The 22,217-nt window shown below is 72.9% G+C and carries 19 protein-coding genes and 1 pseudogene; 13 read left to right on the top strand and 7 right to left on the bottom strand.

The window, feature by feature from the left end; genetic code table 11:
- Positions 1 to 195: 195 nt before the first annotated feature.
- Both aceB and ACIF6L_RS10230 read left to right on the top strand, forming a co-directional pair.
- Entirely contained in the window at positions 196 to 1,848 is a 1,653-nt protein-coding gene (gene aceB, locus ACIF6L_RS10235; protein WP_396487787.1) for a malate synthase A, read from the top strand.
- Between the two features lie 145 nt (positions 1,849 to 1,993).
- Positions 1,994 to 2,380: a gamma-glutamylcyclotransferase gene (locus tag ACIF6L_RS10230; RefSeq protein ID WP_329490590.1), complete on the top strand. Its 387-nt coding sequence runs from the start codon at positions 1,994 to 1,996 to the stop codon at positions 2,378 to 2,380.
- Between the two features lie 226 nt (positions 2,381 to 2,606).
- On the opposite strand, the gene ACIF6L_RS10225 is transcribed toward ACIF6L_RS10230, so the two are convergent.
- The 7 genes from ACIF6L_RS10225 to ACIF6L_RS10195 all read right to left on the bottom strand — a co-directional run bounded on the left by ACIF6L_RS10225 (position 2,607) and on the right by ACIF6L_RS10195 (position 8,496).
- The gene (locus ACIF6L_RS10225; RefSeq protein WP_396487785.1) at positions 2,607 to 3,992 is read right to left on the bottom strand and encodes an 8-oxoguanine deaminase; all 1,386 of its coding nucleotides are present in this window, start codon (positions 3,990 to 3,992) and stop codon (positions 2,607 to 2,609) included.
- A 70-nt stretch (positions 3,993 to 4,062) separates the two neighbouring features.
- The gene (locus ACIF6L_RS10220) at positions 4,063 to 5,526 is read right to left on the bottom strand and encodes a nucleobase:cation symporter-2 family protein (protein ID WP_380384500.1); all 1,464 of its coding nucleotides are present in this window, start codon (positions 5,524 to 5,526) and stop codon (positions 4,063 to 4,065) included.
- A gap of 265 nt (positions 5,527 to 5,791) precedes the next feature.
- Positions 5,792 to 6,706, bottom strand: coding sequence for a factor-independent urate hydroxylase (gene pucL / locus ACIF6L_RS10215; protein WP_329490592.1), 915 nt, complete (start codon positions 6,704 to 6,706; stop codon positions 5,792 to 5,794).
- Between the two features lie 26 nt (positions 6,707 to 6,732).
- A complete protein-coding gene (gene uraH, locus ACIF6L_RS10210; protein ID WP_329490593.1) occupies positions 6,733 to 7,068 on the bottom strand; it encodes a hydroxyisourate hydrolase in 336 nt (111 codons plus the stop codon).
- Between the two features lie 76 nt (positions 7,069 to 7,144).
- Positions 7,145 to 7,648: a 2-oxo-4-hydroxy-4-carboxy-5-ureidoimidazoline decarboxylase gene (gene uraD, locus ACIF6L_RS10205; RefSeq protein WP_396487782.1), complete on the bottom strand. Its 504-nt coding sequence runs from the start codon at positions 7,646 to 7,648 to the stop codon at positions 7,145 to 7,147.
- Positions 7,649 to 7,873: 225 nt separating this feature from the next.
- Positions 7,874 to 8,254: a helix-turn-helix domain-containing protein gene (locus ACIF6L_RS10200; RefSeq protein WP_329490595.1), complete on the bottom strand. Its 381-nt coding sequence runs from the start codon at positions 8,252 to 8,254 to the stop codon at positions 7,874 to 7,876.
- Positions 8,251 to 8,496: a thiamine-binding protein gene (locus ACIF6L_RS10195; RefSeq protein WP_387887521.1), complete on the bottom strand. Its 246-nt coding sequence runs from the start codon at positions 8,494 to 8,496 to the stop codon at positions 8,251 to 8,253. Before ACIF6L_RS10195 ends, ACIF6L_RS10200 begins: the two co-directional genes overlap by 4 nt.
- A 237-nt stretch (positions 8,497 to 8,733) precedes the next feature.
- On the opposite strand from ACIF6L_RS10195, the gene ACIF6L_RS10190 reads away from it, so the two are divergent.
- The 11 genes and pseudogenes from ACIF6L_RS10190 to ACIF6L_RS10140 all read left to right on the top strand — a co-directional run bounded on the left by ACIF6L_RS10190 (position 8,734) and on the right by ACIF6L_RS10140 (position 22,174).
- A complete protein-coding gene (locus ACIF6L_RS10190) occupies positions 8,734 to 9,576 on the top strand; it encodes a TIM barrel protein (protein WP_329490597.1) in 843 nt (280 codons plus the stop codon).
- 58 nt (positions 9,577 to 9,634) lie between these two features.
- A complete protein-coding gene (locus tag ACIF6L_RS10185; protein WP_329490598.1) occupies positions 9,635 to 10,522 on the top strand; it encodes a 2-hydroxy-3-oxopropionate reductase in 888 nt (295 codons plus the stop codon).
- A 349-nt stretch (positions 10,523 to 10,871) separates the two neighbouring features.
- Positions 10,872 to 12,014: a glycerate kinase gene (locus ACIF6L_RS10180; RefSeq protein ID WP_352295113.1), complete on the top strand. Its 1,143-nt coding sequence runs from the start codon at positions 10,872 to 10,874 to the stop codon at positions 12,012 to 12,014.
- Between the two features lie 114 nt (positions 12,015 to 12,128).
- Complete coding sequence (gene allB / locus ACIF6L_RS10175; protein WP_396487779.1) at positions 12,129 to 13,508, top strand: allantoinase AllB; 1,380 nt, start codon at positions 12,129 to 12,131, stop codon at positions 13,506 to 13,508.
- Positions 13,505 to 14,557 (top strand): annotated as a pseudogene (gene alc / locus ACIF6L_RS10170) (allantoicase); the annotation flags it as partial. The gene allB and the pseudogene alc, both read left to right, overlap by 4 nt.
- A gap of 267 nt (positions 14,558 to 14,824) precedes the next feature.
- Positions 14,825 to 16,285, top strand: coding sequence for a catalase (locus ACIF6L_RS10165; RefSeq protein WP_396487777.1), 1,461 nt, complete (start codon positions 14,825 to 14,827; stop codon positions 16,283 to 16,285).
- Positions 16,286 to 16,550: 265 nt separating this feature from the next.
- Positions 16,551 to 17,330 (top strand): IclR family transcriptional regulator C-terminal domain-containing protein, encoded by a 780-nt coding sequence (locus ACIF6L_RS10160; protein WP_329490603.1) that lies wholly within the window; start codon positions 16,551 to 16,553, stop codon positions 17,328 to 17,330.
- Between the two features lie 204 nt (positions 17,331 to 17,534).
- On the top strand, positions 17,535 to 18,449 hold the full coding sequence (locus ACIF6L_RS10155; RefSeq protein ID WP_329490604.1) for a metal-dependent hydrolase: 915 nt from the start codon (positions 17,535 to 17,537) through the stop codon (positions 18,447 to 18,449).
- Between the two features lie 19 nt (positions 18,450 to 18,468).
- Positions 18,469 to 19,557, top strand: a complete 1,089-nt coding sequence (locus ACIF6L_RS10150; protein WP_396487773.1) for a PDR/VanB family oxidoreductase — start codon at positions 18,469 to 18,471, stop codon at positions 19,555 to 19,557.
- 14 nt (positions 19,558 to 19,571) lie between these two features.
- The gene (locus ACIF6L_RS10145) at positions 19,572 to 20,456 is read left to right on the top strand and encodes a M24 family metallopeptidase (RefSeq protein ID WP_329490606.1); all 885 of its coding nucleotides are present in this window, start codon (positions 19,572 to 19,574) and stop codon (positions 20,454 to 20,456) included.
- Positions 20,453 to 22,174: an SDR family oxidoreductase gene (locus ACIF6L_RS10140; protein ID WP_396487770.1), complete on the top strand. Its 1,722-nt coding sequence runs from the start codon at positions 20,453 to 20,455 to the stop codon at positions 22,172 to 22,174. Before ACIF6L_RS10145 ends, ACIF6L_RS10140 begins: the two co-directional genes overlap by 4 nt.
- Positions 22,175 to 22,217 lie beyond the last annotated feature (43 nt).

Here is a 22,217-nt window from a genome sequence, read left to right as displayed (position 1 = left end):
CCCTTCGCTGTCGGGGGAGGAGTAGAGTCCCAGCGATCACCTCAACAAACCGTTGAAATTCTGTATCGCGGAAACTAGTCTCCACCTTACAGAATCGAACCCTCCGACAGGTGGGGTTTCCCCTCGGTTCAGATCAAGGACGTTCCCACCGGAACTGCCTTCGCCATGCTCAACCGTCTTAGGAGTGTCCTGCTCATGGCTACAGATCAGGGACCCGCCGGCGCCTCCCCCGCCGCTCCGGTCGTCACTGTCGCCGGTCCGCGAGTCCACCGGGCCGAGGAGGTGCTCACTCCGGAGGCGGTCGCCTTCGTCGTCGGCCTCCACCGCGCGTTCGAGGACCGCCGGCAGGAGCTCCTGGTGCGCCGCAGGACCCGCCGTGCCGAGATCGCCGAAGCCGGCACCCTGGACTTCCTCCCCGAGACGGCCGCCGTGCGGGCGGGCGACTGGACGGTGGCCGAGGCCCCCCGCGCCCTCCAGGACCGCCGGGTCGAGATCACCGGCCCCACCGACCGCAAGATGGTCATCAACGCCCTCAACTCCGGCGCCCGGGTCTGGCTGGCGGACTTCGAGGACGCCACCTCGCCGACCTGGGAGAACGTGGTCGGCGGCCAGATCAACCTGATCGACGCCTTCGAGGGCCGGATCGACTTCACCTCCTCGGCCGGCAAGGCCTACACCCTCAGGCCGGCCGCCGAGCTGGCCACCGTGGTGGTCCGCCCGCGCGGCTGGCACCTGGACGAGAACCACCTGCTGGTCGACGGCCGGCCGGTCGCCGGGGCCTTCCTCGACTTCGGCCTCTACTTCTTCCACAACGCGGCGCGGCTGCTCGCGCGCGGCGCGGAGGACCCGAACTCCGGCCCCTACTTCTACCTCCCGAAGACGGAGAGCCACCTGGAGGCCCGGCTCTGGAACGACGTCTTCACCCACGCCCAGGCGGCGCTCGGCATCCCGCACGGCACCGTCCGGGCCACCGTGCTGATCGAGACCATCACCGCGGCGTTCGAGATGGAGGAGATCCTCTACGAGCTGCGGGACCACGCCGCCGGGCTCAACGCCGGCCGCTGGGACTACCTGTTCTCGATCGTCAAGAACTTCCGCGACGCCGGCGAGCACTACATCCTGCCGGACCGCAACTCCGTCACCATGGCCTCCCCGTTCATGGCCGCCTACACCCGGCTGCTGGTGCAGACCTGCCACCGGCGCGGCGCGCACGCGATCGGCGGGATGGCCGCCTTCATCCCCAGCCGCCGCGACCCCGAGGTCAACGCGGCCGCCCTGGAGAAGGTCAGGGCCGACAAGGACCGCGAGGCCGGCAACGGCTTCGACGGCTCCTGGGTCGCCCACCCGGACCTCGTCCCGGTCGCCCGTGCCTGCTTCGACGCCGTCCTCGGCGAGCGCCCGAACCAGAAGGACGACCCGGGCCCGGCCGAGCCCGTCACGCCCGCCCAGCTGCTCGACATCGCCGGCGCCGGCGGCCACTGCACCCACGCCGGCCTGCACAACGCCGTCCAGGTCGGGGTCCGCTACATCGAGGCGTGGCTGCGCGGCCTCGGTGCCGTCGCCATCTTCAACATGATGGAGGACGCCGCCACCGCCGAGATCTCCCGCTCGCAGATCTGGCAGTGGATCCACAACGGCGTGGTGCTCTCCGACACGGGCGAGAAGGCCACCGCCGACCTGGTGCGCCGTCTGGTGGCCGAGGAGCTCGCCGCGCTCCGGGCCGAGCTGGGCGACGAGGCCTACGCCGGTGGGCGCTGGCGCGAGGCCGCCAAGCTCTTCGAACAGGTCGCCCTGGCCGAGGAGTTCGCGGACTTCCTGACCCTGCCCGCGCTGCCCCTGCTGGGCTGAGTCCAATCTATCCGCGCGTGCGCCCGCTGCCGCCTGCCGGCTTGTAGCAGTCGCCGCGCCCCATTGCTCCGTTCCGTACGGCGACGAATCCAGCTGTCCTCATCGTCGCCGTGCGGAACGGCCGTTTCCGGAGGCATCGATCCCCGTGGCACGCATCTTCTTCAACGGCCAGGCCATGGTCGGCGGCCCCTTCCACCCCTCGGTGGCCGACGCGCTGGTCGGCCCGGTCCGCACCGCGCCGGGCTACCGCTTCTTCTCCATCGGGGACGTCTGCCCCGGACTGCTCGCCGACCCGTCCGTCGACACCGCCATCGAGGGCGAGCTGTACGACATCACCCTCGAACACCTGCGTGACGTGATCCTCCCCGGCGAGCCTCGTGAGCTCGAACTCGGCGTCATCACGCTGGCCGACGGCTCGCCCTGCCTCTCCATGCTGCTCGCCCGCGGCGAGGCCGACCGCGGCGTCCACCGCGAGATCACCCGCTACGGCGGCTGGCGCCGCTACCTCGCCACCCTGGGCCGCACGGCCTGACACCCCACCACGCCCGGAGGGCCTGCGCCGACCGGCGCAGGCCCTCCGTCGTGTCCGGATCCCGATCGGGCCGGCCCGCCGACGCGGAGGGGCCGCCTCCGCCCGGGCACGCCACAGCCCCGGACCCTCGCCGTGGGCCCGGGGCTGGGGTCCGTGCGCCGTCCTGAGCGGTGGCGCACGGAGTCCGGGTGACGCACCGTCCCTGGGCGGCCCGGAGTTCAGGGGGTTACACGGGGCGGGCGGCGAGCTCCTTGGCGGCGCGGGCGCAGGCCTGCGCGATCCGGTCCTCGTTCACCGTGGTCAGCTGCCCCTTCTCCACGACGGCGTTGCCGTTGACGAAGAGGGCGGCCAGCGGCGGCAGGGCGCCGAGGGTGAGCGCGGCGACCGGGTCGGCGATCGAGGAGTGCATGATGCCGTCGATCTTCCACAGCGCGAGGTCGGCCAGCTTGCCGGCCTCGATCGAGCCGATCTCGTTCTGCCGGCCGAGCACCCGGGCGCCGCCCATGGTGCCGAGGCGCAGCGCCTGGCGGCCGGTGAGCGCGGTCGGGTAGCCGTGCAGGCGGTTGATCAGCAGGGCGTTGCGCAGCTCGGTGCCCAGCTCGCCGGACTCGTTGGAGGCGGTGCCGTCCACCCCGAGGCCGACCGGGACGCCGGCCTTCAGCATGTCGGGGACGCGGGCGATGCCGGCGGCGAGGCGGGCGTTGGAGGACGGGCAGTGCGCGACACCGGTGCCGGTCTCGGCGAACTTGGCGATGTCCGAGTCGTTCATGTGGACGCAGTGCGCCATCCAGACGTCCTCGCCGAGCCAGCCCACCGACTCGAAGTAGTCGGTCGGGCCCATCCCGAACAGCTCCTTGCAGAACGCCTCCTCCTCGGCGGTCTCGGAGCCGTGGGTGTGCAGCCGGACGCCCTTGCGGCGGGCCAGCAGGGCGGCCTCGCGCATCAGCTCGGTGGAGACCGAGAAGGGCGAGCAGGGCGCGATGGCGATCTGCAGCATCGCGTCGGAGGAGGCGTCGTGGTACCTGTCCACGGCCGCCTCGGAGGCGATCAGGATCTCCTCGGTGTTCTCGACCGCGTGGTCCGGCGGCAGGCCGCCGTCCTTCTTGCTGCGGTCCATGGAGCCGCGCAGCGCGGTGAAGCGCATGCCGAGCTCCTGGACGGCCTCGATCTCGGCGCCGAGGATGTCGCCGCCGTCCTTCGGGAAGACGTAGTGGTGGTCGGCGGCGGTGGTGCAGCCGGACTTGAGCAGTGCGGCGGCCGAGCCCTGGGCGGCGGCGTGCACGAGCTTGTCGTCGATCCGGGCCCAGGTCGGGTAGAGGGCGACCAGCCAGTCGAAGAGGATGTTGTCCTGGGCGAGCCCGCGGGTGATCCACTGGTAGAAGTGGTGGTGGGTGTTGACCAGGCCGGGGGTGACGAGGTGACCCTCGCCGTTGATCCGGCGTACCACGTTGTCCAGCCACTGCGGGGCGGGGCCGTCGCCGACCGACTCGATCCTGTTGCCGAGGACGACCACGTGGCCGCGGGCGTACTCGGTGTCGTTGGCGTCGACCGTCGCGATCGCGACGTTCTCGATCACGATCCGCTGGTCGGCGGGTGGGGGCTGGACTGCCATGGTGTTACTCCTATGGGGGGAGGGTTGACGAGGAGCGCGCGATGAGCGGCACGCGCCCCCCGTCAACCGGTCAGGACGGTGTCGCCGTCGGCACCGTCGTGGCGGGGTTCCCGTCGGCCGGCGACCGGCGGGCGACCCCGACGTGGTGGAAGAGCAGGTTGAGCAGGACGGCCATCACGCTGCCGGCCGATATCCCGGAGTGCAGCAGGGTGCGGACGGCCTCCGGGAAAGCGTCGTAGAAGGTCGGTACCGCGATCGGGATGATTCCGACCCCGAGCGCGACCGACACCAGGATGGTGTTCGAGCTGGACTCCATGCCGGCCTCCGCGAGGGTGCGGATGCCGCTCGCCGCGACCGTGCCGAAGAGCACGATCCCGGCGCCGCCCAGGACGGGCTGCGGCACCAGCGAGACGACCGACCCGAGCACCGGGAAGAGCCCGAGCAGGATCAGGATCCCGCCGCCGGCCGCGACCACGAAGCGGCTGCGGATCTTCGTCAGCGCCACCAGCCCGATGTTCTGGGCGAAGGCACTGGCGGCGAAGCCGTTGAAGACCGGGCTCAGCGCGGTGGCCAGGCCGTCCGCCCGCAGGCCGGCGGCGAGGGTGGCCTCGTCGGCCTGACGGTCGACGATCTTGCCGAGCGCCAGCATGTCGGCGGTGGACTCGGTCATCGAGACCACCATGACGATGCAGAGCGACACGATCGCGGCCGCGTCGAACACGGGGGCGCCGAAGTGGAACGGGGAGGGGAGCGCGAAGACCTTCGCGTCCTGTACCGCGCCGAAGTCGGCCAGGCCCAGCGGGAAGGCGAGCAGGGTGCCGAACGCCAGCCCGACGAGCAGCGAGAGCTGCTGCCAGAAGCCGCGCAGCAGCCGGTTGCAGAGCACCACCGCGAGGAGGGTGATCGCGGCGAGGCCGATGGCCCGCATGGAACCGAATCCCGGGGCGCCCGGCGATCCGCCGCGCGCCCAGTTCACCGCCACCGGCAGCAGGGACACCCCGATGAGGGTGATCACGGTGCCCTGGACGACCGGTGGGAAGAACCTGATCAGCTTGCAGAAGTACGGCGCCGCGAGGAAGCACAGGAGCCCCGCGACGATCACCGCTCCGAAGATCACCGGGAGGGCGTCCTTCGGTCCGTGCTCCTTGGCTATGGCGATCATGGGCGCGACGCCCGCGAACGACACGCCGTTCACGAACGGGAGCCGCGCGCCGATCTTCCAGATGCCGAGGGTCTGCAGGAGGGTGGCCAGTCCGGCGGTGAACAGGCTGGCCGAGATGAGCAGGGCGAGTTCGGTGGGGGAGAGCCCCACGCCGGCGCCGACGATGAGTGGAGGAGCTACGACTCCCGCGTACATCGCGGCGACGTGCTGCAGACCGGTGGAGACCAGCTTCACCGTCGGCAGCATCTCGTCCACGGGGTGGACTCCCGGCCCGGAAGGGGTGTCGGGGAGGTGGGTTGACACACCGTCCGGACCGGGTGGTCTTTCTGGGGTGGAACCGCCGTCTGTGGTGCGGGTGGAACGGAGTGCCATGTCGAGCCCCTCTTGTGCCCTGGCTCTCGGCGCGCCCGCGGCGCTGGAGATCCCCCGAGGGCGGGACGGCGGAGCAAGGATCCCTCGGGACGCTTCTCCAGCACCCCGGGCCGGCCGCCGTGAGGCGGGCACGATCTCCGGTGGGTGGGGGGTGGAGAAACTGCTGGTGCAGGAGTTGCGGGTACTGCGAACCGCCCGGTGCCGGCCGGCCCTGGGAGGCCGGGGGGTGCGGTGGTGCCGGGCGGGGTCCATGGGTGGGGAACGGTCAGGCGACCGGGATCACCGGGACGACGCCCTCGCGGTGCACGGTGCCCTCGATCAGGCCGTACATCCGGTCGGCGGCGTAGTAGACCTCGTTGTCGTTCTTGAGGCCGAACGGCTCCAGGTCGACCAGGAAGTGGTGCTTGTTGGGCAGCTCCAGGCGGACCTCGTCCACCTCGGCGCGGTTGTTCAGGACCCGGGTGCCCATCGAGTGCAGGGTCTGCTGCAGCGAGTAGGAGTAGGTCTCGGCGAAGGCCTCCAGGAGGTGGCGCCGCACATGGGTGTAGGAGCGGTTCCAGTTGGGCTGGGGCTCCTCGTCCCGGCCGTCGAAGCCGTACTTCCAGCGGGCCGTCACCTGGGTGGCGAGGATCCGGTCGTACGCCTCCTGGAGGGTGGTGTACTTGTCCTTGATGTAGCCCCAGAACTCCGAGTTGGTGGAGTTCATCACCACGAGGTCCTTGAGGCCCGAGATCACCTGGACGGTCTCACCGTCGTAGACGACCTCGCAGGTGCGGGTCTCGCCGCCGTTGCGGACGAACGAGTGGCCGACCTCCTCCGAGCCGATGAAGCGCGCGGAGTTGTCCGGGGTCTTGATCCGGTCCCAGGTGTACTCCTCGATCCGGATCCGGGCCCGGTGGATCGGCTCGTTGTTGTCCACGAAGTGCTTCGCCAGCGTGATGCCGAACTGCTCCGCGGACTCGATCCCGTACTCCTTCGCGAAGGCGAAGACGGTGTTCTTGGTGGTGTCGGTGGGCAGGCAGTTGGCGTTGGAGCCGGTGAGGTGGACGTCGTCGAGGTCGCCGGAGAGGGCGACCGAGACGTTCAGGTCCTTGATCTCGTGACGGGTGCTGTCACGGTAGACGCGGACGATGCGGTTCTCCGCCTTGCCGTACTGGTTCTGACCGAGCACGTGGGCCATGACAGGCTCCCAATCAATCAAGCGGTCTAGCTTCCGCGGTAGACCGAGTATCCGAACGGGTTCAGCAGCAGCGGCACGTGGTAGTGGTGCTGCGCGGGTGCGACCGTGAAGACGATCGCGACCTCGGGGAAGAACGGCGGCTCCGCGGAGGTGCGCGCGTAGTACGCGGCGGTGTCGAAGAGCAGCCGGACGACCGAGCCCGCCTCCGCGGCCGGCAGGTCCTTGGCCCGGCCGTCGGAGTCCGTGGCGGAGGTGCCGAGCACCTTCCAGCCACCCTCGGTGTGCAGTGCGAGCTCGACCGGGACACCCTCGGCCGGGCGGCCGAGGCTGGTGTCGAGCACGTGGGTGGAGATGCCAGTCATGGGTGAAGTGACCTTACTGATGGCAGATGTGACGGTACGTCGGTACGTCGGTACGTCGAAGGTAACTGACGACGGGTCAGTTCTCGTCGAGCAGTCGGTTGATCCGAATGTCGTTGATCTTGCGCAGCTCGCCCCGGACGATCTCCGCCTCGGTGGCGGCGTCGTTCGGGAAGCGCTCCCGCAGGGCGGCGAGCATGGTGTCCGCGGTGCGGCCGGTCGCGCAGATCAGGAACACATGGCCGAACTTGGCCTCGTAGGCGGTGTTGGCCCGGTGTAGTTCGTCGAGGAGTGCGGTGTCCACTCCCCGGATGCCGGCCTGTTCGCGCTCGGAGGTGGCGTCGCCCGCCTTGGGCGTGCCGATCCGGGCGTGGCCGGCCATCGCGTCGTGCAGGTCGGCGGCCGTCAGTGCGGCCATGGCCGCCGCGTTGGCGTCGAGCAGGGCCGCGCGGTCCGGCCAGGGCCGGGCCGATGCCACGGCGTCGGCCCAGGTGGGGCTGGAGCAGACCTCCAGCAGGAGCTCTCTCAGCTCGGCGGCGTCGGCCGCCGCCAGGGCGTCAAGGGCGTGGGGGTGGTTGGTCACGGGTGGACCTCCTGAAGAGTGGTGCCACCCGCACAAGCTAGATCCACCCAACCGGGCCGTCAACACTTTGTTGAACGGTTGGTGGTTACGTTTTGAACCGGCCCCGGTTGCCGGGCCGTTTCGTGTGCGATGAGACAAGTGTGCCCCGCCGGGGGCTGATGAAGACTGGCCGGGCCGGCGGGGCACACCCGGTCGGCCGACGCGGCCGACCGGGGTGTCGCAGGCTCAGCCGGACTTCGTGCCGTCCTGGCGGTTGAGGTAGTTGTACACGGTGAAGCGGCTCACGCCGAGCGCCGAGGCGACCGTCTCCACCCCGTGGCGGACGGTGAAGGCGCCCCGCTCCTCCAGGAGGGCGACCACGCGCTGCTTCTCCCAGCGGTCCAGCTCGGCCAGCGGCCGGCCGTCGAACTGGCGGGCCATCTCGGTCAGCAGCCGGTCCAGCGCACTGCTCAGGTGGGGCAGCCGGACGGCCAGGGCCGGGGTGCCCTCCCACTCCAGCAGGACGTCCTCGGCCTTCGCCTCCGCCAGCGGCACGGGCGTCGCGCCGACGGCCTCCAGCAGCGGCTTTATCGCGGCGGCGAGGGGGTGGTCCACGTGCTCGGTCACGGCGTACCGCCCTCCTCGCCCAGCACGCTGACCTGGACCGAGATCCGGGTCGCGCCGGCGTCCAGGGTCTCCCGGAGCAGCTTGGTCACGGCGGCCAGGACCTGGTCGGCCTCGCCCTCGGCGCCGGTTCCGAAGGGGCCGACCGCGACGGCCAGGCCGGCCTCGTCGACCACCTTCCGGGCCGCCACGGCGTGCTCCGGGAACGTGTCCAGTTCGAACGGTTCTGTCGTGAACTCCACCATCAATCGCACCCGCTCACTGTAGCGAGCGGGAGCGCGGCCGGTCATCGGGCGGTGGGCCGCCGGGGGGCGGCTGGTCGATCGAACAGCGCGGACCCGGGGTGGGGGATCGGTTTCGGCCTCTTCAACAAATTGTTGCGACGGTCTTGACACTCGCTCGGCGCGGCGGACATGCTTCCACCAAGCAGAATCCCTCTTCCGGATCGTGGAAGTTGCGGATAGACGGAAGAGAGATGAGAGGTGATTGACGTGACTGCCGCCTCCGCGCACAGCTTCACCGTCAACCTGTCGATCCTGTTCGGCGAGCTCCCGCTCCTGGAGCGCCCGGCCGCTGCCGCCGCCGCCGGCTTCACCGCCGCCGAGCTGTGGTGGCCGTTCGGCGAGGAGCACGCCCCGTCCGAGGCCGAGCTGGACGCGCTCCGCAAGGCCTTCGGCGACGCCGGCGTGCGGCTGACCGGTCTCAACTTCCTGGACGACCTCAGCAAGGGCGCCCGCGGCACCGTCTCGGTCCCGGCCGAGAAGGAGCGCTTCCGGGCCAACGTGCCGGTCGCCGCCGGGCTGGCCGCCTCGCTCGGCACCACGGCGCTCAACGCGCTCTACGGCAACCGGATCGAGGGCGTGGACCCGGCCGAGCAGGACGCGCTCGCGCTGGAGAACCTCGTCGTCGCCGCGCGGGCCGCCCACGAGATCGGCGCCGTCCTGCTGATCGAGGCGCTGAACAAGCCCGAGTCCCCGGACTACCCGCTGGTCTCCGCGGCCGCCGCGGTCGAGGTGGTCGACAAGGTCAACGCCGCGACCGGCCTGGGCAACGCCAAGTTCCTCTGCGACCTCTACCACCTGGCCATGAACGGCGAGGACCTGGCGGCCGTGATCGACACCTACGCCGACCGCTTCGGCCACGTGCAGATCGCCGACAACCCCGGCCGCAACGAGCCGGGCACCGGCGGGCTGGACTTCGAGGACCTCTTCGCCCGGCTGACCGCCGCCGGCTACACCGGCCGGATCGGCCTGGAGTACCGCCCGGCGGGCGGCGTCAGCGCCGACAGCTTCGAGTGGCTCCCGCGCGAGCACCGCGCCGGCTAGCGCACCGCGCTCCGGCAGCCACCGCACCCCACCCCACCACGGACAAAGGAACGACGCGATGAGCCGCAAGATCGCCTTCATCGGCCTCGGCATCATGGGCAGCCCGATGGCCGCCAACCTCGTCAAGGCCGGCCACCACGTCACCGGCTACAACCTCACCCAGCCGCAGATCGACGCGCTGGTCGCGGTCGGCGGCCACGGTGCGAGCAGCATCGCGGACGCGGTGAAGGACGCCGAGGTCGTCATCACCATGGTCCCGGCCGACCCGCACGTCGAGCAGGCCGTCCTGGGGGAGGGCGGGGTGCTGGAGAACGTGCGGCCCGGCACGCTCGTCATCGACATGTCGAGCATCACCCCGCAGACCTCGATCAAGGTCGAGGCCGCCGCCAAGGAGAAGGGCGTCCGCACCCTGGACGCGCCGGTCTCCGGCGGCGAGGCCGGGGCCGTCGAGGCGGTGCTGTCGATCATGGTCGGCGGCGCGGCCGAGGACTTCGCCGAGGCGAAGCCGCTGTTCGACGTGCTGGGCACCACGGTCGTCCACGTCGGCCCGGCCGGCGCCGGCCAGACCGTCAAGGCCGCCAACCAGCTGATCGTCGCCGTCAACATCCAGGTGCTGGCCGAGGCCGTGGTGTTCCTGGAGAACGCCGGCGTCGACCTCGCGGCCGCGCTGGACGTGCTCGGCGGCGGCCTGGCCGGCTCGACGGTGCTGAACCGCAAGAAGGCGAACATGCTGAACCGCGAGTTCGCGCCGGGCTTCCGGATCGACCTGCACCACAAGGACATGGGCATCGTCACCGACGCCGCCCGTGCCGTGGGTGCCGCGCTGCCGGTCGGTGCGGTGGTGGCCCAGCTGGTCGCCTCCGCCCGCGCCAACGGCGACGGTTCGCTGGACCACTCGGCGCTGCTGCGCGGCGTCGAGCGGCTCTCCGGCCGCGAGCTCGCGTGACGCTCGCGGGACCGGCGGTACCCCCGCGGTACCTCTGAGACTCCTCCTGGTGGCGTGTACCTCACCGGTCGTGCCCGCGCCACCAGGAGGCCAGACCCGATCGGCAGGCGGGCCGGGGCTCATCCGCCTCCTGCCGATCGACCAAACCGGCGGCGCGCACTCCCTGTCGGGGGCACTTCGGTCGTGCCCGCGCGCCGCCCGGCCCCCTCCCTCGCCGAGGGGAGCCCCTCGTACGTCGGAAGCGGGACGAGGGGAACGGCGGGGAGGGGGCCGCACCCCGCGTCCCGGCCTCCCGGGGCACATGCTTGACGAACCAGCGCCAGAACCGTCCGGAAGTGAGGCCCGCACCATGCCCGCCACCCCCACCCAGGGCCATGTGGTCGTAGCTCCCGACAAGTTCAAGGGCACCCTGGAGGGCGCCGAGGTCGCCGCCCGGATCGCCGCCGGCATCCGCCGTGCCGCGCCCGGGGTCGAGGTCCGCGAACTGCCCGTCGCCGACGGCGGCGAGGGCACCCTGGCCGCCGCGCTGGCCGCCGGGTTCAGCAGGATCCCGGCCAAGGTGGCCGGCCCCACCGGCCTGCCGGTGGACGCCGCGCTCGCCGTCCGGGGCGACACCGCCGTGGTCGAGCTGGCGCAGTCCTCCGGGCTCGCCAGGCTCCCCGGCGGCCGGACCGCCCCGCTCGCGGCCGGCTCCTACGGGGTCGGCCAGCTGATCGGCCGGGCGGTGAGCCTGGGGGCCAAGCGGATCGTGCTCGGCCTGGGCGGCAGCGCCTGCACCGACGGCGGCGCGGGCATGGTCCAGGCGCTCGGCGCCGGGCTGCGGGACGCCGACGGCGCCGAACTGCCGCCGGGCGGCGCCGCACTGCGCAAGCTGGCCCGGCTCGACCTCGGACCGCTGGCCGACGTGCTCACCGGCGTCGAGGTCGTGGTGGCCTGCGACGTGGACAACCCGCTGCTCGGCCCGCGCGGCGCGACCGCCGTCTACGGGCCGCAGAAGGGCGCCGACGGTGACGACCTGGTCGTACTGGAGGAGGGGCTGACCCGCTTCGCCGACGTGGTCGGCGAAGCGGTCGGCCGCGACGTCCGGGAGGCCCCCGGCGCCGGGGCCGCGGGCGGGGTGGGCTTCGCCGCCCTCGCCCTGCTCGGCGCCACCATGCGACCCGGCATCGAGTTGATGCTCGAACTGCTGGGTTTCGACGAGGCCGTGCGTGGGGCACGCCTCGTCGTGACCGGCGAGGGCTGCCTGGACGCTCAGACGCTCCACGGCAAGGCGCCCGCCGGAGTTGCCGCGGCGGCCACCCGGGCGGGGGTTCGGGTGGCCGCTGTGGCCGGACGGCTGGAGCTGTCGGAGCGCGAGTGGCGGGCGGCCGGCTTCACCGCGGCCTACGCGCTCACGGACCTGGCGGAACAGCCGGGGGACAGCATGACCCGGGCCGGGGAGCTGGCCGAGGTCGCGGGGGAGCGCCTGGCGAGGGCGCTGCTGCGCGGCTGAGCGGTCCGTCCGGCTCTCGTACCTTCCTACATTGACGTTTTGTTGAAGGCGGCCCTAGGCTCCGGGCATTCCTTCGGCACACCCCACTCGTACCCAGGTTTTCGGAGGTCCCCCATGCCCCCCAGCGAGGCGTCCTTCAGCGAGACGGTGGTGATCCGCTCCCGCCGGGTCGTGCTGCCGGACGGCGAACGTCCCGCTGACGTGCTGATCCGCAACGGCACGATCGAGCGGATCGCCGGGCACGGCGCGCTCACGGCCGGCGGCGGCGGACTCACCGACCTCGGCGACACCGCCCTGCTCCCCGGTCTGGTCGACACCCACGTGCACGTCAACGAGCCCGGCCGGACCGAGTGGGAGGGGTTCGCCACCGCCACCCGGGCCGCCGCCGCCGGCGGGGTCACCACGATCATCGACATGCCGCTCAACTCCATCCCGCCCACCACCACGGTGGACGGCCTGGAGGCCAAGCGGAAGACCGCCGAGGGCCAGGCCTGGGTCGACCTCGGGTTCTGGGGCGGGGCCGTCCCCGGCAACGTGCCGGACCTCGAACCGCTGCACCGCGCGGGCGTGTTCGGCTTCAAGAGCTTCCTGGCGCCGTCCGGCGTGGACGAGTTCCCGCACGTCGAGCAGGCCGACCTGGAGGCCGCGCTGGCCGAGCAGGCCCGGATCGGCGCGCTGGCCATCATCCACGCCGAGGACCCGGCCGTGCTCGCCGCCGCCCCGCAGCAACCCGGCGTCCACTACCGCGACTTCCTCGCCTCCCGGCCCGCCGACGCGGAGACCGCGGCCGTCGCCCGGCTGCTCGACACCGCCCGCCGGACCGGCGCCCGGGTGCACATCCTGCACGTCTCCTCCGCCGCGGTGCTGCCGCTGCTGCGGCAGGCCCGCGCGGACGGCGTCCGGGTGACCGCCGAGACCTGCCCGCACTACCTCACGCTGGCCGCCGAGGAGGTGCCGGACGGCGACACCGCGTTCAAGTGCTGTCCGCCGATCCGCGACGAGGCCAACCGCGACGCGCTCTGGGCCGCGCTGGCCGCCGGCGAGTTCATCGCGATCGTCTCCGACCACTCGCCGTCCACCCCGGACCTCAAGCTGCTGCCCGAGTTCGGCGGCAGCGGCGACTTCGCGGCGGCCTGGGGCGGCATCGCCTCCCTCCAGCTCGGCCTGCCGGCGATCTGGACCGAGGCCCGTCGCCGCGGCCACACGCTGTCCGACGTGGTCCGCTGGATGGCGAGCGGGCCGGCCGCCCTGGTCGGCCTCACCGGCACCAAGGGCGCCATCGCCGTCGGCCACGACGCCGACCTGGTGGCCTTCGACCCGGACGGCGCGTTCGCGGTGCACGCCGCCGAGCTGCACCACCGCAATCCCGTCACCCCCTACGCGGGCCGCACGCTGACCGGCGCCGTCCGCACCACCTGGCTGCGCGGCCGGGTGGTCGACACCGCCGCCGAGCCCTTCGGCCGCCGGATCACCCGTCACCAGGAGACCCAGTGAGCACCGTCAACACCCCGAGCGCCCCGTTCACCGAGCTGGTCGACCTGGCCTCCCGGCGGCTCGGCGCGGGCGTCGTCGCCACCAACGAGGACACCTTCGCGGACGCGGAGAACCTGCTGGTCGCCAAGCCCGCGGAGTTCCGCGCGCACACCTTCGGCCACAAGGGCCAGATCATGGACGGCTGGGAGTCCAGGCGCCGCCGCGGCGCCGGCCCCGAGCAGCCGCACCCCACCGACGAGGACCACGACTGGGCGGTCGTCCGGCTCGGCGTCGGCGGAGTGATCCGCGGCCTCGTCGTGGACACCGCCCACTTCACCGGCAACTACCCGGAGAGCGCCTCGGTCGAGGCCGCCGCCGTTCCCGGGCACCCGTCGCCGGCGGAGCTCGCGGCCGCCGAGTGGGTCGAACTGCTGCCGCGCACCCCGCTCCGGGGCGACACCGCGCACGAGTTCGCGATAGCCGACGGCACCCGCTACACCCACGTACGCCTCAACATCTTCCCGGACGGCGGGGTCGCCCGGCTGCGGGTGCACGGCGAGGTGCTGCCCGACCCGCGCGAGCTGGACGGCCTCACCTTCGACCTGGCCGCCCAGGAGTTCGGCGGCGTGGCCGAGGCGGCGTCCGACCGCTACTTCTCCTCCCCGCACAACCTGAACGCTCCCGGCCGCGCCACCGTCATGGGCGAGGGCTGGGAGACCCGGCGTCGGCGCGACAAGGCCAACGACTGGGTGCAGATCGCCCTGGCCGGGGGCGGCGAGGTCCTTGCCGCCGAGGTGGATACCACCCACTTCGTCGCCAACGCCCCCGGCTGGGCCGACCTGACCGGCTACGACGCCACCGACGGCGGGGACCCGGCCACCGACCCCGACGGCTGGTTCGAGATCCTGCCCCGCACCCGACTCCAGCCTGACACCAGGCACCGCCTGCGGCTCGACGTCGGCCGCCCGGCGACCCACGTCCGGATCAACGTGTACCCGGACGGCGGCCTCGCCCGGCTGCGCCTCACCGGCCGGCTGACCGAGTCGGGCCGCGCGGCCCTCGCCCTGCGCTGGTTCAACGCCGTTCCCGCCGCCGAGGCCGCCGCCGCGCTCACCGAGGCCGGTCTCACCGGCGCGGAGGCCGCCGACCTGGCCGCCGCGCGCCCGTTGGCGGACCGGGCCGCGGCCACCGCCGCCGTGGCCGCGCTGCGGCCGGGTGACGGCCCGGACGGCGAGCACTCCTCCCGCCGCCGCTCGGCCGTCTGGCGCCTGCTCGGCGTCTGAGGCGCCGTCAACCTCCTCTCCACGCACGTCTTTGTCGACCCTGAAGGACCCTCCATGTCCAAGATCCTGACCACGGAGTCGGGCGCGCCCGTCGCCGACAACCAGAACTCGGCCTCGGCCGGCGAGTACGGCCCGCTGCTCATCCAGGACCAGCAGCTCCTGGAGAAGCTGGCCCGGTTCAACCGCGAGCGCATCCCGGAGCGCGTCGTGCACGCCCGGGGCTCCGGCGCCTACGGGTACTTCGAGGTCACCGACGAGGTGTCGCAGTACACCCGGGCGGCCTTCCTCTCCGAGGTCGGCAAGCGCACCGAACTGTTCCTGCGCTTCTCCACCGTGGCGGGCAACCTGGGTGCCAGCGACGCGGTGCGCGACCCGCGCGGCTTCGCGCTGAAGTTCTACACCGAGGAGGGCAACTACGACCTCGTCGGCAACAACACCCCGGTGTTCTTCATCAAGGACCCGATCAAGTTCCCGGACTTCATCCACTCGCAGAAGCGCGACCCGTACACGGGCGTCCAGGAGGCCGACAACGTCTGGGACTTCTGGGCCCACTCGCCGGCCTCCACCCACCAGATCACCTGGCTCTTCGGCGACCGCGGCATCCCGGCCTCGTACCGCCACATGAACGGCTACGGCTCGCACACCTACCAGTGGGTCAACGAGCAGGGCGACGCCTTCTGGGTGAAGTACCACTTCAAGACCAACCAGGGCATCCGCTCGCTGGACGGCGGCCAGTCCGCCGAGGTGCTCGGCGCCGACGCCGACAGCCACCAGCGCGACCTGCACCAGGCCATCGAGCGCGGCGTGTTCCCGAGCTGGACGCTGTACGTCCAGCTGATGCCGGTCGCCGAGGCCGCGGACTACCGCTTCAACCCCTTCGACCTGACCAAGGTGTGGCCGCACGCCGACTACCCGCTGGTCAAGGTCGGCCGCCTGGTGCTGAACAAGAACCCGGAGAACGTCTTCGCCGACGTCGAGCAGTCGGCGTTCTCGCCGAACAACTTCGTGCCCGGCATCGGCCCGTCCCCGGACAAGATGCTCCAGGGCCGGCTGTTCGCCTACGCGGACGCCCAGCGCTACCGCCTCGGCGTCAACCACACGCTGCTCGCCGTCAACGCCCCCCGGGCGACCGAGGCGAACAACTACGGCCGCGACGGCTTCGCGGCCGTCAACAAGTCCGGCCGCGGCAAGAACTACGAGCCCAACTCGTACGACGGCCCGGCCCAGACCGACAACGCGCTCGCCGCGCCGGTCGCGCTGAACGGCCACACCGGCACCTACACCACGCCGGCGCACACCAAGGACGACGACTTCTTCCAGGCCGGTGAGCTCTACCGGCTGATGTCGGCCGGCGAGAAGACCCGCCTGATCGACAACATCGCGGGCTTCCTGGCGCAGGTGACGCGCGACGACATCGTCGAGAAGAACCTCGCCCACTTCCACGCGGCCGACGAGGAGTACGGCAGCCGGCTGGAGGCCGCCGTGGCCAAGCTCCGCGCCGGCGACGAGGGCTGACCCGGCGTCCCTCCGGTCCGCTGTGAACCACCCTCACCGGCCGCCGGGGCCCGCACCCCGGCGGCCGCACACCGAGCCTCTCCCCCCAGGGCAGTGGGGGAGGGGCCGTTGTGCTGTCCGCGCAGAGCACCCGACACCGGCGCCGGTCAAGTTCTTTACCGTACCTGCACGAATATCCGCGGAGCGGCACCGGCCGACGTCCCGGGGTGGTTAGGCTGGAGAACACCCGCGGGTAACTCCCTGGGGGACATCGGAAGGGGACGACATGTCGACACCAGCCCCGGGTCGCCACGCCATGCTGGACGAGGGCGTGCCCGGTCCGTTCACCTCCCTGCAGCACGCCCTCAGACTGCTGGAGGCCGTCGACCGGCACCCCGGCGGTGCCACCCTGGTCTCCCTCGCCCGGGAGACGTCCCTGGCCCTGCCGACCGTCCGCCGGCTGGCCGAGATCCTGGAGATCGAGGGCTACCTCCAGTGCCAGGACGGCGGTTGGGTGCTCGGCGGCACCTTCGCGCTGCTCGGGCAGTACAACCGGGAGCAGCTGGTCCGGGCCCGGCTGGACCGCAAACTCGCGGAGCTGCGGGACGAGTTGGGCGCGGCGGTGTACTTCACCCGGTACCACGACGGCGAGCTGTCGGTCGAGGCGGTGGCGGCCGCCGAGCACGCCCCGGCGGTGCAGGAGTGGGTGGACTTCCGGGCCACCGCGCACGCCAGCGCGATCGGCAAGTGCCTGCTCAGCCAGCTCGACCACGACGCCCGCCGGGACCACCTGTCCCGCCACCCGGTGGCCCGGCTCACCTCGCGGACGGTCGTCGACGCCGACCAGTTGATGCACCGGCTGGAGCGCCAGCCGGCCACCGTGCCGGTGCTGGACATTCAGGAGTACGCGCTCGGCACCGTCTGCGCCGCCGTGCCGGTGACGGCGGGGAGCACGGTCGGCTGCCTGGCCACCTCGATGCCGCTCGACAACGTGCACCGGCTCAAGGCGGCCGCCGAGCTGCTGGCCGCCCGGGCCGCGCCGCTGATGCTCGCGATGGCGGTCTGACCCTTCGGGGCCGCCCCCGTCCACGAGCCCCGCCGGATCCCGGCGGGGCTCGCGGGTTTCCCGGGCCGCCGTCCGGTGCACACCGCCTATTAGACTCGATGTCGATAAGGGTTGCCGAAACCCTTGTAGCGGGCGCTACCCGCGAGTAAGTTGCCTGGTGCCGCGCGAGCCGAGCCGCCCCGCCCCCAGGTCAGGAGGGCCTCCATGCCCCGCACCACCACACCCGTTCCCGCCGTCGCCGCCCCGGCCGCCCGGGTCCACGACAGCCTCGTCCTGGAGCCCCGGGACGTCCGCTTCGACTGGTCCGGGCTGCCGCTGCACTGGATCCCCGACGAGCCGATGGCCACCCACGTCATCAACGTCCTGCACCTGCTGCTCCCGGAGGGCGAGCGCTGGTTCGTCAAGGTGTTCAAGGAGGCGCTGCCGCTGATCCGGGACGACCGGCTGCGCGAGGAGGTGCTGGGCTTCATCGGCCAGGAGGCCATCCACGCCGAGGCCCACCAGGAGGTGCTGGACCACCTGCTCGGCCAGGGCCTCGACCCGCGTCCCTACGTCCGCCAGGTCACCTGGCTGTTCCAGCGCGTCCTCGGGGACAAGCCCGGCCTCCCGCCCGTCCGGCGGCGCGAGAACATCGTCGAGCGGGTCGCCTTCGTCGCCGCGATCGAGCACTTCACCGCCTTCCTCGGCGACTGGGCGCTCAACTCCCCCGGCCTGGACCGGGCGAAGGCCGACCCGACGATGCTGGACCTGCTGCGCTGGCACGGCGCCGAGGAGGTCGAGCACCGCAGCGTCGCCTACGACCTGATGGTCCACCTCGACCCCGGCTACGCCCGCCGGATCCGCGGCATGGCCGTCTCCGGGCCGCTGCTGGTCCACCTCTGGGTGCGCGGCGCCCGCTTCCTGCTGGCCGCCGACCCCACCCTGGACGGCCGGATCCGGCCCAGCTGGCGGGAGGCCCGGCGGCTCGCCCGGCGCGGCCTGCTGCCCGACCCGGTCCGCTCGCTCCGCTCCGGCCTGCGCTACCTGCGCCCCGGCTACCACCCCACCCAGGAGGGCTCCTCCAGCCAGGCCCTCGGCTACCTCGCCACCTCCCCGGCCGCCCGCGCCGCCGCCCACTGACGCCAGGAGAGTCGCCCGGATGGACCTGCACAACCCGCCCCCGGACCTCTACGGCCGCCCCCGCGCGGACCGGTTCATGCGAGGCCTGACTGCCTTCGGCGACCGCTACACCCCCGCGCTGGGCGGCCCGCTGCTGCGCCGCAGCCCCCGGCGCCCGTTCGGCCGCCCCACCCCGGCGCTGCAGCTGGTGGTGACCGCCCGTCGGACGATCGCCACCGACGTCGTCGAGCTGCTGCTCGGCGACCCCTCCGGCGGGGCGCTCCCGCCCTGGCAGCCCGGCGCGCACCTGCGCCTCGCGCTGCCCTCGGGCCGCGAGCGGCACTACTCGCTCTGCGGCGACCCGGGCGACCGGCGGGCCTACCGGATCGCGGTCCGCCGGCTGCCCGGGGGAGGCGGCGGGTCGGAGGAGATCCACCGCGAGCTGCACCCCGGCACCCGGCTGACCGCCCGCCGCCCGCGCAACGGCTTCGCCTTCTGCGCCGAGCCGGCCGTCCTGCTGCTGGCCGGCGGCATCGGGATCACCCCGCTGCTGCCGATGGTCCACGAGGCCCGGCGGCACGGCCTGGACTGGCACCTCGTCCACGTCGGCCGCAGCGCCGACACCCTCCCCTACGCGGAGCTGCTGCGCGGCCTCGACCCGGGCCGGGTCCACCTGCGCACCGACGACGAGCACGGCGGGGTGCCCACCGGCGCCGAGCTGCTGGCCCACGCCCCGCGCGGCGCCGCCGTCTACTGCTGCGGCCCGGCCCCCATGCTGACCGCCGTCCAGCGCGCGCTGGACGGATCGCCGGCCCGGGCTCTGCACTTCGAGCGGTTCGGCGCCGCCCCGGTCACCGGCGGCGAGCCGTTCGCCGTCCAGCTCGGCACGGACGGCCCGGTGCTGGGCGTCCCCGCCGACCGGTCGGCCCTGGACGTGCTCCGCGAGGCCCGTCCGGACCTGCCGTACTCCTGCCACCAGGGCTTCTGCGGAACCTGCGAGGTCCGGCTGGTGGCCGGCGCCGCGGACCACCGCGACCGCCGCCTCACCCCCGAGCAGCGCGCCGCCGGCGCCCTGCTGCCCTGCGTCTCCCGGGCCGCCGGGGGCGAGACCCTCGTCCTGGACCTCTAGCACTGGAGCCCGCCGTGCTGCTTCGCCCCCCGGCCGTGCCCCGCACCCCGGCCTTCCCGTTCACCGACCACGACCTGGACCGCTTCCGCGAGGTCCAGCAACTCGCCTACCACTGCGCCGAACAGGTCGCCGCCTGGATCGAACCGGGGGTGACCGAGCGGCAGGCCACCGCCGAGCTGCGCCGGTGCCTGGTCGCCGCCGGCGTGCAGGACTTCTTCCACGTCCCCTTCGCCTGGTTCGGCGACCGCACCGCCTTCCGGCACTTCCGCACCCCGCTGCAGTTCTTCGCCGGCGACCGCCGGCTGGAGGACGGCATGCCGTACGTCCTGGACTGCGCGCCGATCGTGGACGGCTACACCGCCGACATCGGCTACGGCGGCAAGGTCGGCGAGAACCCGGTCTGGGACCGGCTGGCCGCCGACCTCCGGGTCTACCGCGAGCTGATCCTCACCGAGGTCCGCGCCCGCCGCCCGCTCGACGAGGTGTACGCGGCGGTGGACGCGCAGATCGCCGCGCACGGCTACGACAACCGCCACCGGGTCTACCCGGGCCGGGTGATCGGCCACCAGGTCACCCGGACCACCAGCCGCGGCCCGGCCGGGGTGAACGTCCTCGGCTTCGGGGTGCGTACACTCCAGACGCTCGGCCGCGAGCTGATCGGCGAGCGCCTCCAGGGCCGCTCCCCGCTCTGGGCGGACGGCCGGTCCTCCCGGCACGCGCCGACCCCGGGCCTGTGGGCGGTGGAGCCGCACATCGGGTTCCGCGCGGTGGGCATCAAGTTCGAGGAGCTGCTGGTGGTCACCGAGGACGACGCGTACTGGCTCGACGACGACCTGCCGCACGTGCGGCGCTGGACCGCTGCCCACGCCGAGGCGACCGCCCAGGAGGCGACCCGATGACCACCACCCGCCGCCGCACCGTCCACTCCGGCGGGCTGCCGCTCGCCGTCTTCGAGGACGGCGACCCCGACGCGCCCACCGTCCTGCTGGTGCACGGCTACCCGGACACCCACGTGGTCTGGGACGACATCGCCGCCGACCTCGCCCGCGACCACCACGTGGTCCGCTACGACGTACGCGGCGCCGGCGAGTCCGGAGCGCCCGCCTCGCGCGAGGGCTACCGGCTGGAGCACCTGGCCGCCGACCTCTTCGCGGTCGCCGACGCGGTCAGCCCGGACCGCCCGGTACACGTGGTCGCCCACGACTGGGGCTCGCTGCAGTCCTGGGAGGCCGTCACCTCGCCCGGCGCCGAGCGGCGGCTCGCCTCCTACACCACGATGTCCGGCCCCTGCCTGGACCACATCGGCCACTGGATGCGCGAGCGCTACCGCCGCCCCACCCCGCGCCACCTGCGGCAACTGCTCGCGCAGGGCGTGCACTCCTGGTACATCACGGCCTTCCACCTGCCCTACCTCGCCCCCGGCATCTGGCGGCTCGGCCTGGCCCGCGCCTGGCCCCGGGTGCTGCGCGACCTGGAGGCCGTCACCCCGCGGCCCGGCCACCCGCAGCCCACCCTGCGGCGGGACGCGGTGCGCGGCATCGAGCTCTACCGGGCCAACATGCGCCCCACCCTGCGCAATCCGCGCGAGCGGCCCACCGAGGTGCCGGTCCAGCTGATCACCCTCACCCGGGACCACTACGTCGGCGAGTACCTCTCCGAGGGGCTGGAGCGCTGGGTGCCCAGGCTGACCCGCCGCTCCCTGCACGCCACCCACTGGTCCGCCCTCCTGGAGACGGGAACCGCCGTGGCCGGGATGGTCCGCGAGTTCACCGCCGGTGTCGACGCCGGACAGGCCCCCGACCCGGCCGGCGACGGCCCGCTGGTCGTCATCACCGGCGGCGGCAGCGGCATCGGCCGGGCCACCGCGCTCGCCTTCGCCGAGGAGGGCGCCCGGGTGGTGGTCTGCGACCTCGACCACGACGCCGCCCGGCGCACCGCCGAACTCGCCTCCCTGCTCGGCCCCCAGGCGCACGCCTACCGGGTCGACGTCAGCGACGGCGCCGCCGTCGACGCCTTCGCCGAGGCGGTCGCCGCCGCGCACGGCGTCCCCGACGTGGTGGTCAACAACGCGGGCATCGGCCACTCCGGGACGTTCCTGGAGACCACCGAGAAGGAGTGGCAGCGCGTCCTGGACGTCAACCTCTGGGGCGTGATCCACGGCTGCCGCGCCTTCGGGTCGCTGATGGCCGACCGCGGCCGGGGCGGGCACATCGTCAACCTCGCCTCGGCCGCCGCCTACCTGCCGTCCAAGGCGCTCACCGCCTACGCCACCAGCAAGGCGGCCGTGTTCATGCTCTCCGACTGCCTGCGCGCCGAACTGGCCGGGCACGGCATCGGCGTCTCGACCATCTGCCCCGGCATCGTCAACACCAACATCACCCGCACCTCCACCTTCTCCGCCACCAGCGCCGACCAGCAGGCGGCCAAGCAGGCCCGCGCCGCGAAGCTCTACGCCCGCCGGGGCTTCCCGCCGGAGAAGGTCGCCACCGCGATCCTGCACGCCGTCCGCACCGGCAAGCCGGTCGTCCCGGTCACCCCCGAGGCCAAGGCCGCCCGCTTCCTCAGCCGCCTCTCCCCGGGCCTGCTGCGCCTGGCGGCCCGCCTCAACGTGACCTGAGGGACCGGCCGGTGGGCCTGTGATATCGGGTAGGCTGGAAATC

The organism is Kitasatospora sp. NPDC086009 (assembly GCF_044540385.1).
Lineage (GTDB): Bacteria > Actinomycetota > Actinomycetes > Streptomycetales > Streptomycetaceae > Kitasatospora.
This window is presented reverse-complemented; position numbering and strand designations above follow the sequence as displayed.

Bases quoted from the DNA above. Each gene is read 5' to 3' on its own strand.
- allB (WP_396487779.1), top strand. From the start codon at position 12,129: ATGCCCCCCAGCGAGGCGTCCTTCAGCGAGACGGTGGTGATCCGCTCC.
- ACIF6L_RS10160 (WP_329490603.1), top strand. From the start codon at position 16,551: ATGTCGACACCAGCCCCGGGTCGCCACGCCATGCTGGACGAGGGCGTG.
- ACIF6L_RS10140 (WP_396487770.1), top strand. From the start codon at position 20,453: ATGACCACCACCCGCCGCCGCACCGTCCACTCCGGCGGGCTGCCGCTC.
- ACIF6L_RS10220 (WP_380384500.1), bottom strand. From the start codon at position 5,526: ATGGCACTCCGTTCCACCCGCACCACAGACGGCGGTTCCACCCCAGAA.
- ACIF6L_RS10180 (WP_352295113.1), top strand. From the start codon at position 10,872: ATGCCCGCCACCCCCACCCAGGGCCATGTGGTCGTAGCTCCCGACAAG.
- aceB (WP_396487787.1), top strand. From the start codon at position 196: ATGGCTACAGATCAGGGACCCGCCGGCGCCTCCCCCGCCGCTCCGGTC.
- ACIF6L_RS10225 (WP_396487785.1), bottom strand. From the start codon at position 3,992: ATGGCAGTCCAGCCCCCACCCGCCGACCAGCGGATCGTGATCGAGAAC.
- pucL (WP_329490592.1), bottom strand. From the start codon at position 6,706: ATGGCCCACGTGCTCGGTCAGAACCAGTACGGCAAGGCGGAGAACCGC.
- ACIF6L_RS10150 (WP_396487773.1), top strand. From the start codon at position 18,469: ATGGACCTGCACAACCCGCCCCCGGACCTCTACGGCCGCCCCCGCGCG.
- ACIF6L_RS10195 (WP_387887521.1), bottom strand. From the start codon at position 8,496: ATGGTGGAGTTCACGACAGAACCGTTCGAACTGGACACGTTCCCGGAG.
- uraH (WP_329490593.1), bottom strand. From the start codon at position 7,068: ATGACTGGCATCTCCACCCACGTGCTCGACACCAGCCTCGGCCGCCCG.
- ACIF6L_RS10185 (WP_329490598.1), top strand. From the start codon at position 9,635: ATGAGCCGCAAGATCGCCTTCATCGGCCTCGGCATCATGGGCAGCCCG.
- ACIF6L_RS10165 (WP_396487777.1), top strand. From the start codon at position 14,825: ATGTCCAAGATCCTGACCACGGAGTCGGGCGCGCCCGTCGCCGACAAC.
- ACIF6L_RS10155 (WP_329490604.1), top strand. From the start codon at position 17,535: ATGCCCCGCACCACCACACCCGTTCCCGCCGTCGCCGCCCCGGCCGCC.